Origin of the sequence: Haloarcula sp. Atlit-47R (assembly GCF_003665985.1) — an archaeon.
GTDB lineage: Archaea > Halobacteriota > Halobacteria > Halobacteriales > Haloarculaceae > Haloarcula > Haloarcula taiwanensis.
The window spans coordinates 1-15,544 of record NZ_QPLQ01000002.1 but is presented as its reverse complement, the minus strand read 5'-3'; the positions used below and the strand labels follow the sequence as shown (position 1 = coordinate 15,544).

11 protein-coding genes and 1 pseudogene are annotated in these 15,544 nt (G+C 63.3%); 8 read left to right on the top strand and 4 right to left on the bottom strand.

Translation table 11 applies throughout. From position 1 onward, the window contains the following. The first annotated feature begins 9 nt into the window (after window positions 1–9). From ligA to DVK00_RS07675, 4 genes are all read left to right on the top strand, one after another. Window positions 10–1,668, top strand: coding sequence for an ATP-dependent DNA ligase LigA (gene ligA, locus DVK00_RS07690; protein ID WP_121577536.1), 1,659 nt, complete (start codon window positions 10–12; stop codon window positions 1,666–1,668). Between the two features lie 59 nt (window positions 1,669–1,727). Beyond that, on the top strand, window positions 1,728–2,474 hold the full coding sequence (locus DVK00_RS07685) for an MBL fold metallo-hydrolase (protein WP_101349790.1): 747 nt from the start codon (window positions 1,728–1,730) through the stop codon (window positions 2,472–2,474). 94 nt (window positions 2,475–2,568) lie between these two features. Next, on the top strand, window positions 2,569–3,048 hold the full coding sequence (locus DVK00_RS07680) for a hypothetical protein (RefSeq protein WP_121536819.1): 480 nt from the start codon (window positions 2,569–2,571) through the stop codon (window positions 3,046–3,048). A 145-nt stretch (window positions 3,049–3,193) separates the two neighbouring features. Then, window positions 3,194–4,477 carry a PQQ-binding-like beta-propeller repeat protein gene (locus tag DVK00_RS07675; RefSeq protein WP_121577535.1) on the top strand — a complete coding sequence of 428 codons (1,284 nt, stop codon included), beginning with the start codon at window positions 3,194–3,196 and terminating at the stop codon, window positions 4,475–4,477. A gap of 26 nt (window positions 4,478–4,503) precedes the next feature. Here the strand turns inward: DVK00_RS07675 and DVK00_RS07670 are convergent, their stop codons facing one another. Then, entirely contained in the window at window positions 4,504–5,610 is a 1,107-nt protein-coding gene (locus tag DVK00_RS07670) for a DNA topoisomerase IV subunit A (protein ID WP_121536823.1), read from the bottom strand. A gap of 1 nt (window position 5,611) precedes the next feature. After that, window positions 5,612–8,002 carry a DNA topoisomerase VI subunit B gene (locus tag DVK00_RS07665; protein ID WP_121577534.1) on the bottom strand — a complete coding sequence of 797 codons (2,391 nt, stop codon included), beginning with the start codon at window positions 8,000–8,002 and terminating at the stop codon, window positions 5,612–5,614. Between the two features lie 138 nt (window positions 8,003–8,140). Here DVK00_RS07665 and gyrB point away from each other — a divergent pair, with 138 nt between their 5' ends. Together gyrB and gyrA are read left to right on the top strand one after the other, a co-directional pair. After that, window positions 8,141–10,069: a DNA topoisomerase (ATP-hydrolyzing) subunit B gene (gyrB, locus tag DVK00_RS07660; protein WP_101349794.1), complete on the top strand. Its 1,929-nt coding sequence runs from the start codon at window positions 8,141–8,143 to the stop codon at window positions 10,067–10,069. Then, entirely contained in the window at window positions 10,066–12,513 is a 2,448-nt protein-coding gene (gene gyrA / locus DVK00_RS07655) for a DNA gyrase subunit A (RefSeq protein WP_121577533.1), read from the top strand. The genes gyrB and gyrA overlap by 4 nt, the downstream gene beginning before the upstream one ends. Before the next feature lie 50 nt (window positions 12,514–12,563). Here the strand turns inward: gyrA and rocF are convergent, their stop codons facing one another. Next, window positions 12,564–13,478, bottom strand: coding sequence for an arginase (rocF, locus tag DVK00_RS07650; protein ID WP_121510833.1), 915 nt, complete (start codon window positions 13,476–13,478; stop codon window positions 12,564–12,566). Between the two features lie 62 nt (window positions 13,479–13,540). After that, on the bottom strand, window positions 13,541–14,458 hold the full coding sequence (locus tag DVK00_RS07645) for an NAD-dependent epimerase/dehydratase family protein (protein WP_101349796.1): 918 nt from the start codon (window positions 14,456–14,458) through the stop codon (window positions 13,541–13,543). Between the two features lie 110 nt (window positions 14,459–14,568). Between DVK00_RS07645 and DVK00_RS07640 the strand changes: the two genes are divergently transcribed. Next, a complete protein-coding gene (locus tag DVK00_RS07640; protein WP_004515710.1) occupies window positions 14,569–15,102 on the top strand; it encodes an Rrf2 family transcriptional regulator in 534 nt (177 codons plus the stop codon). A gap of 144 nt (window positions 15,103–15,246) precedes the next feature. Then, window positions 15,247–15,544 (top strand): annotated as a pseudogene (locus DVK00_RS07635) (NAD(P)/FAD-dependent oxidoreductase); the annotation flags it as partial.

The window sequence follows — 15,544 nt, the reverse complement described above, 5'->3', positions numbered from 1 at the left end:
GAGGCGCTGATGGAGTTTGCCGCCTTCGCCGACCGGGCCGACGCAATCGAAGCCGAGAGTGCCGATACCGCGATTACGGAGGCGGTCACTGACCTGTTCACCGATGCGGGATCGGACCTCTCGACGCTCGCTCGCTTCGTCCAGGGCCGGGTGTTCCCGGCCTACGAGTCGCGCACGCTCGACATCGGGCCGCGGCTTTGCTACGAGGCGATTGCCCGAGCAGCGGGCCAGAATATCAGCGCTGACGACGTGGAGGAACGCCTCGCCGACATGGGCGAAATCGGGGCCGTCGCGGCCAGCTACGACCTCGGCGGCCAGCAGGGCCTCGCCGCGTTCGGTGCCGGCGGGACCGCCGCGCTGACCGTCGCGGAACTCGACGCCGAGCTACGGGACCTGGCCGCCGTCGATGGCAGCGGGAGCCAGGGGACGAAAGTCGACATCCTCTTTGGCCTGTTCTCGCGGTGCTCGCCGACGGAAGCGAGCTACCTCGCCCGGCTCGTCCTCTCGGAGATGCGCATCGGCGTCGGCGAGGGGACCGTCCGGGACGCCGTCGCGGCCGCCTTCGACGTGCCGGTCGACGCCGTCGAACGGGCCGTCCAGGTGTCGAACGACTACGGCACGGTCGCCGAGATGGCCCGCGACGAGGGCGAGGCGGGACTGGCGACCATCACGCTGGAAATCGGCCGCCCGGTCCAGGCGATGCTGGCCCAGGCCGGGACAGTCGCCGGCGCGCTCGAAGACTGGGACCGCGCCGCCGTCGAGTGGAAGTACGACGGCGCTCGCGTGCAGGTCCACTTCGACGGCGAAACCGCCCGGCTGTTCTCGCGGAACATGGAGGAGGTCACCGACCCGCTGCCGGAGGTGGTCGAAGCCGTCGAGGCGGCGCTCGACGCCCCGGCAATCCTCGACGGCGAGGTGGTCGCGGTCGACGCCAACGGCGACCCGCTCCCGTTTCAGGAAGTGCTGCGGCGGTTCCGCCGGAAACACGACGTGGCCGCGGCCCGCGAGGACGTGGCGGTCCGCCTGCACGCCTTCGACTGCCTGCACGCCGACGGTGAGGACCTGCTGGACGCGCCGCTGGAGACGCGCCACGACCGCCTCGAATCGCTGTTCCCCGACGGGAGCGACGCCGTCTCTGAGATGTGGCTGTCCGGCGACCCCGAGGAAATCGAGGACCTGGAGGCCGCGGCCCTCGCCGCCGGTCAGGAGGGCATCATGCTGAAGGACCCGACGGCGGCGTACTCGCCCGGCAAGCGGGGCAAGCACTGGCGCAAGCGCAAGCCCGACGTGGAGACCCTGGATTGCGTCGTCACCGGCGCGGAGTGGGGCGAGGGCCGCCGGGCGAACGTCCTCGGGTCGTTCGAACTCTCGGTCCGGACCGACGACGGCTACGCCACCGTCGGCAACGTCGCGACCGGTATCACCGACGAGGAGCTGGACGACCTGACCGAGCGGTTCGAACCACACGTCCGCGCCGAGGACGGCCGCGACGTGGCGCTTACCCCGGCGGTCGTCTTCGAGGTCGGCTACGAGGAGATACAGGTCTCCCAGTCCTACGACTCGGGCTACGCGCTCCGGTTCCCCCGGTTCCTCTCGGTCCGCGAGGACAAGACGCCCGCCGACGCCGACTCGCTCGAACGGGTCGAGCGGCTGGCCGAGTCCCAGTAAGACCGTCGAGACTGGGACGGACCGACACGCGTAATGGGCCGCTCCGAGAACGCCCGTACATGACAGTCAGACACGACGGCATCACCGCCGAGTGGCTCGGCTACGCGACGCTGCGGCTGGAAGGCGATGACACGGTCGTCTACTTCGACCCCGGCCGCTACGGCGTGCTCACCGGCGAGTGGGAACCGGACACGCCCGGCGTCGGCCATCCGCCGACGCGGGACTACGCCCCGAATGACGGCGACATCGTCTGTGTGACCCACATCCACCACTACGACCCCGACGGCATCCGCCGCGTCGCGGGCGAGGACGCCACCGTCGTCGCCTTCGAGGGTATCAACGTCCACGCGACTGACCGCGACCTCGACCGCCTCGCTGACCTCGACTACGAGGTCCGCAAAGTGTCGATGGAAGCCGACGTGTTAGTCGACGACGTGCCTATCTGGACCATGCCGGCGTACAACCACGAGGACGGCCGGAATGTGAAAGACGACGGCAACCCGATTCACCCGAAGGGTATCGGCTGTGGGTTCCTCGTCTCGCTGGACGACACGCGCGTGTTCTGGCCCGGCGACACCGACGTGCTGGACGGCCACGCCGAACTGGACGTGTCGCTGTTCGTCCCCTCCATCGCCCAGAACTACACGATGAACCGCCACGAGGCCGCCGACCTCGCCGAGGCGATGGACCCGGACCTCGTGCTCCCGATGCACTACAACACGTTCACGTCGCTGGAAGCCGACTCGGGCGCGTTCGCCGAGGACGTGGCAAAGCGCGGCGTTCCGGTCGTGCTGGACGAGAACTGACTGGCGAACCCGTCTTCGGCGACCCGAGACGGTGGTTTCCCGGTCCATCTGTCAGTCAAAACAATATTGGGGCGTTCAGCAGAACACCACCGACATGGAACGCGCCAGTGACCGAACAGGGGAAACACGTTCCCCAGCCGAACGAACGCCCTCGTTCGGTCACCTACTGCTTGTCTGGCTCCTTGTCGGGCCGTCGCTGTGGTCCCTCGGTTCTGCCGTGGCCGATGCGATTCAGGCCGAACTGCCGCTGTCGACGATGGGAGCCGGCCTGCTGTTCGGAACGATAGTCGTCGTGTCGTTCTGGACCGCCGGCTTTCAGCCCTCACTCAGGGCCAGTTTCGGCTATTTTGTCGCGGAACTGAGTATCTATCTGGTCTTGGCTGTCGGGGTCGTTACGGTCTTCGTTCCGACCTTTACACCGTGGGTTACGATTGCTGTCCAACTCGTCTCAATCTGTCTCGCCGCGACGCTGGTGTTCACCCCGGTCGGTGCGAACATACGGAACTGGTTCCGGCGACATGTCCGCTCTCTGCTGAAACTACCGCCACAAGACCGGTCAGTCGATCGCGACTGATGGATTCTCGACCGAGCAAACGCGGATTCGCTTTGTCGGTCAGTCGTTCCGGGTAGTACACTAATTGCGCACCGGTCTCACCACGACTGTTCCCATTTTCCACTCGACAGAAAACACTTACCGAGAGACAGGAGATGGACTCCTAATGCCCTCCTCCCGTCGGCGATACCTTCGTGGCTGTGTCGCGACCCTCGGACTGGCGTCCGCTGGCTGTCTCGGTTCGAACGGGTACATAGAGACTTCACCGATTGGAACTGAGACGACACCGGAATCAGGGGCTGGGACGCCCGCCCACAAGCGGACCGGGGAAACGGAACCGTTCGTCGCCTGGCAGCAATCACTCGACGCAGAGATCACAGCGCCTCCAGTGAGTACGGGTGAGCGCCTGTACGTCGGGACGGCGTCGGGAACGGTCGCAGCACTCGCAACTGCTGACGGGAGCCAGCAGTGGTCATACGACGCGAGCGACCCCGTCAGTTCACAGCCGAGACGCGTCGGGGACACCGTCTTCGTCGTACGCGGGAAAGAAGGACTGTACGAGGACCACAGCGTCGTCGCACTCGACCCCGAAACCGGCGCGAAACAGTGGACGTTCTCGCCCGGAGAGTGGTGGCTGGAGTTACTCGACGTAACCGAGGACACGGTGTACGTCGGGACGAACACCGACGCCCCGTCGAAGCAGGGGCGAACGCTCTACGCGCTCGCCGTCTCTGACGGGTCGGTGCAATGGTCCGGGGAAACCGGCGACCAGTACGAGGGAGCGGTGCGCAACGGGGCGATATACGTGGCGTCGTACGGGCGGTTCTACGCGTACGACGCTGAGACCGGTGAGCAACGGTGGACCAGTGACGTTTCGGACTACTACTCCCAGACGATGGTCGCTACCGACGACACGCTTTGTTATGCCGCCGACGTGGACGAGACTCACGGTACGCTCATCGGCGTCGCCGCCGACACCGGTGCGACCCGCTGGACCCACAACGACGGGTTCGTGACATCGACGACGCTCCACGACGGGACGCTCTACGTCGGTGGCACACACGTCGCCGCGCTCGATCCCACGACCGGCGAGCAACAGTGGCAAGCGGACCAGTCCGGGTACGTCCAACGGGCCTCGGTTCAGGACGGGACGCTCTATGCGGGTGGCGACGCGGTTCGCGGTCACGACAGTAGTACCGGCGAACTCGACTGGTCGTGGGAGCCGGACGTGAACGTCGAGGGACTGATGCCGGCGGCGGCCGTCTCCGATACCCTATACGTGAACTCGTGGACGGACGGCGACCCGCGGAACCGATTCAAGTTCGCGGTCGAGGCGACGGCTGGAACGAAACGGTGGACGTTCGACGCCGAGCGCGACCTGACCGATCTGTCTGTCGACGAACATCGGGCCTACGTCGCCGCTGACGATACCGTGTACGTGCTGGAATAACCGAGAACGCTCCGTCGATGCCGTGCCTACAGTATGCCCATCTCGTCCAGCCGCTCGGGCAGGTATGTCTCCGTCACGAAGTCAAGCCCCCGAGAAGCGAGCGCCTGCTGCTCGGCCTTCTTGTTGATGTCGAGCTGGAGCTCGATCTGTTCTTCCCAGAAGTCAGTCTGGAAACGCGGGTCCTCAAGTTCGCTCTCTAAGGCGTTGACGTCGGAGTCCGACAGCGGGTCCGTCGGCAGTTCGTACTCGACGATGTCCTCCGGGCGGATGCCGATGAACTGGGCTTCGGGGGTCGCCAGGTACTCCGAGAGGTGGGCCGATTTGATGGAGCCGTAGGAGACCGACCCGAAGATGCGGTACGACCACGGGTCACCGTCAGTGAACACCGTGACCGGGAGGGCCAGTTCGTCGTGGAGCCGTTTGATGAGCCGCCGGGTCGCCCGCGCGGGCTGGCCGCCGAGGTGGACGACAAGGGCGTCGTACTCGTCGTCGAAGCCGTTCTCGACGAGTCGGTCCCGCATCCCGCCGGTCTCCACGCAGAGGACGAACTCCGCGTCGTTGTCGAGGAACTCGATGGTGTCGGGGTTGTTCGGAATCTGGTAGCCGCCCTGCCCCACGTCGTCCTGACAGTGAATCTCGCGGTCGCCGCGGTTGGTCTGCTCGCGGAGGAGCAGCGGCCCCATCACCTTCGCGCCGGATTCTTCCGGGCGCATGTGGAAGTCCTCGCGTTTGACGTCGGAGACGATTTCGAGGTCCTCGATGAGGTTGTTCGACTCGTCCTGCGTGTTGAACTGGGCCTCGTCGAGGTCCCAGGACTCGGAGAGGTAGTACAGTTCACGCAGGGTCGACGAGCGGTCTTCCTCCAGTTGCTGGGAGAGGAAGTCGATGGTGTAGACGGCCTTCAGAATCTTCTCGGCCCCGGAAATCGTCTTCGCCGACCGGGTGGAGTTCCGGTCGCCGTACACCCAGACCTGTTCGTCCTCGTCGAAGACGATGTTCGATTTGGTCCGGGTGGGGATGGTCATCGTCGGCACCTCGCCGTCGGCGAACTGGTCGTAGAAGTCCGCCGCGAGGTCGATGAGTTGCTCGCGCGCTTCCTCGGTGTCGGGTGTGGTGTCTGAGTCGGTGCTCATATCAGGCGTTCACCGTGAGTTTCTCCTCTTCGACGCCGTCGACCGAGACGGTGAACTCGGCCTCTTCGGGGACGCTGTATTCGAGAACAGCGGTCTCGCCGGCCGCCACCGTCGGCGACCACTTGACGAACCACTCGCCGTCCATCTCGACGACGGTCGCGCCGTTCGTGTCCTGTGGCTCGGCGGTGACGATGTCGGTCAGGTCGATGTCGGCGTTCGTGTCGTCGTTGTTCTCGACGGTCACGCGGACGGTGCCGTCCTCGATTTCGCGCTCGACGAGCACGTTGTTCATGATGCGGGCCAGCGAGTCGTCGATGTGCAGGTCGTCGTTGCCGGTCACTTCGGTGAGCTTCTCGGCCATCTCCGGCAGGATGGTCGCCAGTTTGTCCTGTTTCTCGCGGCGCTGTTGCATCGACTGGCGCTTGTTCAGGTAGCTCTTGAGTTCGCGGGCGGCCTCCCGGATGGCGAGTTCGATTTCGTCTTCCATCTCGGGGACGTTGGCGATGGCGTCCTTGGACTCACTGGTGAAGGGCACGTTCGTCGAGGCGACGTGGACCATGATGACAGCCGGCCCCTTCGGGATGCCGGAGCCGCCGGGCTGGTCGAGGTTGTAGTTGCGCCAGCGGATGGACTTGACCACGTCTGTGGTTGCACAGGCACCGCGCTGGTACACCAGCGGTACGCGGTTGGCGAAACGCATCACGTCGACGCTGCCCTCGGCCTCCAGTTCGCCGCCGTAGGCGATGCCGGCCTCGACGATGAACGGGTCGCCGCCGTGGACTGACGCGTCACGCGTCGAGGCGGCGTAGAAGTCCGCGTCGAACTCCTTCCGGAGGCCTTCCTCGACGAGTTCCGCGCTGATGGGGGAGAGACAGTCCGTCGGCGGCGCGATGATGTCCGTCTCGCGCATCGCCGACAGCAACTGACTCGCAGTATCGCGGTCGGCGGCGATGTCGTCTACCTTCGGCGGGTCCTCCGGGATGTTCACGGCCGCGGTCCAGAGTACCTCCAGCACGTTCTCGCGGGCCGTCTCGCCGAAGGTGGCGTCGTCCTGCTCCTCGGTCATGTCGGCCGCGCGGTCGACGTACTCCCGGAGTTCGTCGCGGGTCAGTCGGTGGCGGCCCTCGTCGGCGAACTTGTCGGCCAACCGGCTCGCCAGCCCCTCGATTACCGCGTCGTCTTTGCGTTTCGTCGTTACGTCGTCAATGAGGGTGTAGAGGTCGCTCGACAGGGTATCACTGACGGCATCCCAAGCGGCCTCGACGGCGTTTTCTCGAACTGTCGCGCCGAACGTGGTGTCGCCGTCGGCCTCGGCGTCTTCGGCCGCCGAATCGACGATGGCTTCGACCTCGTGGTACGCGACCCGGGCGCGGTCGTGAATCGCCTCGGAAACGGCGGCGGCGAAGGTCGCCGTGGTTTCAGCGCTTTTGTTCGCCACGGCGTCCTCGACAGCGGCCTCGATGTCCGCGTCCTCGCCGACTTTCGGCGGCTGCCAGGCCATGCCGCGGCCGTAGTGGCGGTCGTTGAAGTTCGCGATGACGCTGTCGGCGGTCTTGCCGCCCACGCGGGTGAACTCCTCCTGCATGAACCCCGAGACGGAGTAGGAGTCGGTGGCTTCGAGCATCTTCAGCAGGGTCCCGAGTTCGACGCCGTGGGGGTGCGGGCGGATTTCTTCGGTCTCGTCGGGAAGGTCCGCACCTTCCGCGCGCTCGAACTTCAGGGACTCGTCCAGCCCCGGTTCGTCGAACTCGATGCGGGCGTGAGGGTTGACGACGGCGGTGTCCTGGATGTAGTCCCGCAGCGTCGAGCGGGCGCGCATGTTGGCCTCCATCTCCAGTTCGATCCGGGTCCCGTGAGGGCGCTCCCACGTCGTCGTCTCGTCGACGCTGATCTCGGGTTCGTTGGTGTCCGTGTCGACGATGAGTTCGAAGTACTGTGCCTCGTCCTGGCCCTTCGGCCGGGAGGTTATCTTCGCGGGCTTGCCGGAGGTCAGTTGCGAGTAGAGGACCGCCGCAGAGATTCCGATCCCCTGCTGGCCGCGGTTCTGCTCTCTGGCGTGAAAGCGGGAGCCATAGAGGAGCTTCCCGAAGATTTTCGGGGCCTGCTCTTTCGTGATACCGGGCCCGTTGTCCTCGACGACCAGCCGGTAGTAATCCCCGGCCTCCTGAATCTCGACGTAGATATCGGGGAGAATACCGGCCTCCTCGCAGGCGTCGAGCGCGTTGTCGACGGCTTCCTTGACAGCCGTGACGAGCGCCCGGGCCTCCGAGTCGAAGCCCAGCATGTGTTTGTTCTTCTCGAAGAACTCGGCGATGGAGATGGCCCGCTGGGATTCGGCCAACTCCTCGGCGATCTCCTCGCCCTCGCCGAGTCGCGACTGATACGAGGTCATTGTCGTGCGGTACGTACCCGCGTCGGGGTTAAAAGGTAATCGCCACCGGAGTGAAAGTGAACGCTGTCCCCGAAACCGCGGCCCCGCGCGCGTGCGGGAGCTTTATACGTGCCCCTCTATTAGAACTGGTAAGTTCCTATGTCAGGAGAGTCTGATGAGTACGGCGCAAAGTCGATCCAGACCCTCGAAGGGCTGGAAGCCGTCCAGAAGCGACCCGCGATGTATATCGGGTCGACGGACGCTCGCGGCCTCCATCATCTCGTCTACGAGGTGGTCGACAACGCGATCGACGAGGCGCTCGCCGGCTACTGTGACAACATCGACGTAACGATTCACGACGACGGCTCCGTCTCTGTCAGCGACGATGGACGAGGCATCCCCGTCGATACCCACGAAGAACACGGCCGTCCGGCCGTCGAGGTGGTAATGACGATTCTCCACGCTGGTGGAAAATTCGACAACAAGTCCTACCAGGTCTCCGGTGGCCTCCACGGGGTCGGGGTGAGCGTGGTCAACGCCCTCTCCAAGTGGCTCGAAGTCGAAGTCAGGCGCGACGGCGCGCTCTGGAAGCAGCGTTTCGACCACGGTAAACCGGAGTACGACCTCAAGAAGGTCCGCGACCTCGAACCCGACGAGGAGACGGGCACGACGGTCCGGTTCTGGCCCGACGACGAAATCTTCGAGACCGGCGAGTTCAAGTTCTCGACGCTTTCGTCCCGACTGCGGGAACTCGCTTTCCTCAACTCCGGCGTCGCCATCTCTATCCACGATGAACGCGACGGTGACACGGAGACGTTCGCCTACGACGGCGGTATCCGCGAGTTCGTCGAGTATCTGAACGAGACAAAGGACCCGCTCCACCGAGATATCATTTACTTCGAGGACGAAGAGGAGATCGCGGAAGGGCCGGTCCAGGTCGAAATCGCCATGCAGGGGACCGACGACCTGCAGGGTTCGATTCACGCCTTCGCCAACAATATCAACACGCGCGAGGGCGGGACACACCTCACAGGATTCAAAACCTCGCTGACACGGGTGGTCAACGACTACGCGACCGACAATAATCTGCTGAAAGATCTGGATGATACACTCAAAGGCGACGACATCCGCGAAGGGCTGACGGCTGTCATTTCTGTTAAACACCCTGACCCACAGTTTGAAGGGCAGACCAAGACCAAGCTCGGCAACAGCGAGGTCCGCGGCATCGTCGAATCGGCGATGCACGACGGACTTGCGACCTTCTTCGAGGAAAATCCCGACACGGCCGAAGCCATCGTCGGCAAGGCCGTCGAGGCCGCGAAGGCACGGAAGGCCGCACAGAAGGCCGAGGAACTCACCCGCCGGAAGTCTGCGCTCGACTCGACCGCACTGCCCGGAAAGCTGGCCGACTGCCAGACGCGGGACCCCGAGGAAGCCGAACTGTTCATCGCCGAGGGTGACTCCGCGGGTGGCAGCGCCAAACAGGGCCGCAACCCGGATTTCCAGGCCATCCTCCCGATCAAGGGGAAGATTCTGAACGTCGAGAAACACCGGCTAGACCGGATTCTTGAGAACAACGAGATACGGAACCTCATCACCGCGCTGGGGACCGGTATCGGCGACGAGTTCGACATCGACGACCTGCGTTACGAGAAGATCATCCTGATGACGGACGCGGACGTCGACGGAGCACACATCCGGACGCTCCTGTTGACGCTGTTCTATCGGCACATGAAGCCGCTGCTGGAAGCAGGCTACGTGTACGCCTCCCAGCCGCCCCTGTACCGGATTCGCTACCGCGGGAACACCTACGACGCGATGACGGACGCGGAGCGCGACACAATCATCGAGGAGAAGTGTGACGGGAACCCCACGCAGGTCCAGCGGTTCAAGGGCCTCGGTGAGATGAACCCCGACCAGCTCTGGGAGACGACGATGAACCCCGACAACCGGATTCTCAAGCAGATAACCATCGAGGACGCCGCAGCCGCGGACAAGATGTTCAATATCCTGATGGGCGACGCCGTCGAACCGCGCAAGGAGTTTATCAAGGAGCACTCGCCTGAAGCGGAGTGGGTCGACATATGAGTTCCGACGCTAACGACGCGAACGCCCCGGCAGAGCAGATCAAGCACGTCCGCATCGAGGACGAGATGGAGCAGTCCTACATCGACTACGCGATGTCGGTCATCGCGGGTCGGGCGCTCCCAGACGTTCGGGACGGGCTCAAACCCGTTCATCGGCGTATCCTCTATGCGATGCACGAGATGGGCGTCTCCTCGAACACCGCCCACCGGAAGTCCTCCTCGATTGTCGGGGACACGATGGGTGACTACCACCCACACGGCGACTCGGCCATCTACGACACGCTCGTCCGGATGGCACAGGACTTCTCGATGCGATATCCGTTGATAGACGGCCAGGGGAACTTCGGCTCGATGGACGGCGACCCGGCGGCCGCCATGCGGTACACGGAGGCGCGGATGGCGCCCATCGCCGAGGAACTGCTTGAAGACATCGAAAAAGACACAGTCGATTTCTCCAGCAACTACGACGACCGCCTGCAGGAACCCGACGTGCTGCCGTCGAAGGTCCCGAACCTCCTGCTCAACGGGTCGTCCGGGATTGCCGTCGGCATGTCGACCAACATCCCGCCGCACAACCTCGGCGAACTGGTCGACGCGACGGTCCACCTGCTGGAAAACCCCGACGCCACCGTTGAGGACCTGATGGAGCATGTCAAGGGGCCGGACTTCCCGACCGGCGGCAACATTGTTGGCCGCGATGCCATCTACTCGGCGTACGCGACCGGCCGGGGCCGTTTGCGGGTTCGCGCAGAGTACGAGGTCGACCCCGAGGAGGGTCGCATCGTCATCAGTGAACTCCCCTATCAGGAGAATAAGGCCCGCGTCGTCGAGCGAATCGCCGACGACGTGAACGAGGGGAAAATCGAGGGCATCTCGGACCTGCGCGACGAGTCCGACCGCAACGGCGTCCGCATCGTCGTCGAACTCAAGCGTGGGGCAAACATCGACGTGGTCGAGAACCGGCTGCTCGACCATCATCTGGAATCCACCTTCGGCGTTATCAACCTCGCGCTGGTCGACGGTCAGCCGAAGGTCCTCTCGCTGAAAGAGAGCCTCCAGCACTACATCGACCACCGCCGCGAAGTCGTCCGTCGGCGCTCCGAGTACGACCTCGCCGAGGCAGAGGAGCGCGCCCACATCCTCGAAGGCCGGCTGAAGGCCCTGAACAACGTCGAGGACGTGGTCGAACTGATCCGCGACAGCGAGGACCGCGATGCCGCTCGGGCCGGTCTGCAGGAGTCCTTCGAGTTCTCCGAAGAGCAGGCCGCTCACATCGTCCGGATGCAACTCGGCTCGCTCACCTCGATGGAAGCGGCTGAAATCGAGGAGGAGTACGAGGACGTACAGGACACGATTGACTACCTCGAATCCGTCCTCAACAGCCGCGAGAAGCTCGACAGCGTCATCGCTGACGAACTCCAGGAAGTCAAAGACGAGTACGACGACGACCGCCGAACGAGTATCATTGAGGACGAGGGGCAGGTCACTCACGAGGACCTCATCCCGGAAGAAGACTGCGTCGTCGTCATCACCGAAGACGACTACATCAAGCGGATGCCGGTCGAGAACTTCGACCCCCAGAATCGCGGCGGCAAGGGGATCATCGGAGCCGACCCCAAGGAGAACGACCGCGTCTCGAAAGTGTTCCGGGCCAACAGCCACGACTACCTGCTCTGTTTCACCAATCAGGGGCAGGTCTACCGGCTCAAAACCTACGAGATCCCGGAGATGTCTCGGACTGCGCGGGGCAAGTCCGCTATCAATCTCATCGACCTGGACGACGACGAGGAACTGACCGCCGTCGTCTCGACCGACGAGTTCGGCGACGACGAGTGCATCACGATGGTGACCCGGAACGGCTACGTCAAGCGGACCTGCTGTTCGGAGTTCGAGAACATCCTCTCGACGGGAATCATTGCCGCTAAACTCGAAGACGGCGACGAACTCATCGACGTCGATGTCACTGACGGCACCGGCGACCTCGTCATCGCCACGGAGGCAGGGATGACCATCCGTTTCAGTGAGAGCGAAGTCAGCGAGATGGGTCGTTCGGCTCGCGGTGTCAACGGCATCAAACTACAGGGTGACGACAAGGTTGCGGCGATGGTCGCCACTGACGACGACGACCCCCGGTCGCTGCTGACCGTCACGAAACACGGCTTCGGAAAGCGGACCAAACTTGACGAGTACCGCACGCAGTCCCGATACGGCAAGGGGCTCATCGACATCAAGACCGACGACCGCAACGGTCGGGTGTCCACCGCCAAAGCCGTCACCGACGAGGACCATCTGGTCATCATGTCCGAACAGGGCCAGATCATGCGTATCCGCGCCGGCGACGTGTCCCAGGTCGGTCGGAACACCAAGGGTGTGACGATTATGGGACTCGAAGAGGATGACCGCGTGGCGAGTGTGACAGTCGTGCCGGCTGTCACGGAAGAATAGAGTCAGATTTCCGGTCGCACGGTCTGGAGCGTTTTTTGTCGTCTAAACAGTTACAGTACGCGCTTGCCAAAGGCGCTGGCGACGAGCTCACAGGCCAGTTCCGCAGTGCGGTTGTGTTCGTCGAGAATCGGGTTCACCTCGACCAGTTCCATCGACCGCAGCTGGTCGTGCTGTTCAGCGACGTATTCCATCGCAATGTGAGCCTCGCGGTAGGAGACGCCGCCACGAACCGGTGTCCCGACGCCAGGGGCCTCCGTCGGGTCGAGCCAGTCGAGGTCGAGTGAGACGTGAATCCCATCTGTCCCGTCGGTCGCGATGTCCAGTGCCTCGTCGACGACCGCCGGTGCGCTCCGGGCGTCGATATCCGACATCGTGTACGCCGTGATATCGCTGTCTTCGATCAGCCGACGTTCCCTGTCGTCCACGTCTCGCAGCCCGACGATGACGACGTTTTCTTCGCTCACGGCTGGCGTGTGCGCCCACTCGTGGTCGGAGAACACACCGAGACCGAGGACGGCCGCCAGCGACATCCCGTGGATGTTTCCGCTGGGTGTTGTCTCCGGTGTGTTGAAATCACCGTGTGCGTCGAACCAGATGACGCCCAGCTCCTCGTCGTCGCTGGCTGCGCCGGCCATGGTTCCGATACCGATCGAGTGGTCGCCACCCAGAACGAGCGGGAACCGGCCTTCCCTGCGCGTCGCATCGACCGCCGTCGTCACGTCCTCACAGACTTCCTTCGTCTCCCTGAAAAACTTCGCGTGACCGCTTTTCAGGCCGCCAGCGTCGGGGTCGCGTTCCTCCGGCCGCGGCACGGCGATGTCGCCGCCGTCGACGCAATCGATCCCGATATCTGTCAGCTGGTCAGCGAGGCCGCCGTACCGTATCGCTGACGGCCCCATGTCGACGCCACGCCGGTCGGCCCCGAGGTCCATTGGGACGCCGAGGACACGAACCTGTTGTTGCATACCGTCGCCTCCACGGGCGGCGAATAAAGACCCAGCGTTGGGCAAGCGATATTCAGCGGCCCCTACGTGTAGGGTGCACAGACTAGTTCGATACCTTCTTCGAAACGTATCTCAGGTTCCCAGCCTGTCGCCTCGTGCATCTTCGAGAAGTCAGCACAGGTGTCGTGGACGTACACGTCCTCAGGGATCGGGTTCTCGACGTAGTCCGGTTCGATGTCCGTTCCCAGTTCATCGTTCAGCATTTCGACGACCGTGTTAAAGTCGTAGGCCTCGCCGGTACCGAGGTTGTACACGCCGTTTAGTTCGTGTTCGGCGGCCAGAACAAGCCCGCGGACGATGTCGTCGACGTGGGTGAAATCCCGGGTCTGCTCGCCGTCACCGTACAGCTTCGGTGCGTCACCGCTTGCCAGGTCGTCGGCGAACTGCGCGATGACGTTGGCGTACTCCCCTTTGTGTTCCTCTGCGCCGCCGTAGCCCTGATACACCGAGAAAAAGCGCATCCCGGCCAGTGTCAGGTCGTAGTGGTTCTGGAAGTACTCCGCGTACGTCTCCCGGGCCATCTTCGAGGCCTCGTAGCCGGTGTTGACCGTCACGTCCATGTCCTCTGGCGACGGGTCGGTCCGGCTGCCGTAGATGGAGGAAGTGGAGGCGTAGACAACGGTGTCACAGCCGTCGTCCCGGGCCTGCTCGACAGTGTTGACGAACCCCTCGACGTTCACGCGAGCGCCGTGGGTCGGGTTGTCCTCATGCATCGCGTAGGAGGAGAGCGCTGCGAGGTGAAACACCACGTCCACGTCAGTCGGCAGGTCGTCATCGAGGACACTCTTCTCGACGTACTCTACGTCTTCTGATACGTTTTCCGGCGTGCCGAGGTAGCCGTCATCCAGGGCGACAACGTCGTTGTTTTCGGCCAGTTTGTTCGCGAGGTTTGCCCCGATAAACCCCCCACCGCCGGTCACCAAAACGCGATTATCTTCCATATCTATGTCAGGTCAGCGATGCAATAAAGTACTAACGTTTTCCGCGATTCTAAGACGGTTCCAGACGGTTTACCGTCGCATTTAAGGACGGCTGTACCGAACAGGACATTATGTCATCTATCGAACTGACACCCAGTCAAAAGAACATTCTGCAGGAACTGGTAAATCTCTATCGGGAAAGTGAAAGCGCTGTCAAAGGCGAGGATATTGCCGAGAAGGTCGACCGAAATCCCGGTACGATTCGCAACCAGATGCAGAGTCTCAAAGCCCTGCAGCTTGTCGAGGGCGTCCCCGGCCCCAAGGGAGGGTACAAGCCCACCGCCAACGCCTACGACGCGCTCCAGATCCAGGACATGGACCAGGCCGCGGAGGTCCCGCTTCGGCACAACGGCGAGCTTGTCGAACATTCAAACGTCGAAGAGATTGACCTGACCAGCGTCCACCACCCCGAGGAGTGCCGTGCGGAGATTCAGCTGCAGGGCACGATGTCCGAATTCCACGAGGGTGACTCAGTGACAGTCGGTCCGACGCCGCTATCGAAGCTCCAGATTATCGGGACCCTCGAAGGGAAGGACGACACCAACAACAAACTCATCCTCGCTATCGACGATATGCGGGCACCGGCGGGCGAGCCGGAACACTAGTCCGTGTCACTGGTCTTTTGAATTGTTTTCCTGCGGTCACCGGGATCGCATCATTTTGCATGGCGGCGAGTCTCACGGGAGAATCCTGTCCCCGCTGAGAGGGATTTCAAAGGGTTTGTATCAGTTGGTTTCGGAGTCCTCGGTATGACAGAGAACGTGGTCGTGCTCGGGTCGGGGTATGCCGGCGCGGGGGCGATAAAGAGTTTAGAGGACGAGTTAGACGGTGAGACGGACGTTGATGTCACGTGGGTTTCTGAGACGGATTATCATCTGGTCTTGCACGAGTCTCATCGGTGCATTCGGGACCCGAGTGTCCAGGAGAACATCGCTATCCCTGTTCACGAGATCAAGCAGCCCTCGACCGCCTTCATTCAGGACGAGGTCGTCGGCATCGACACCGACGCTCGGGAGGTCGCCCTCGCCGACTCCGCTGCTGTCGAGT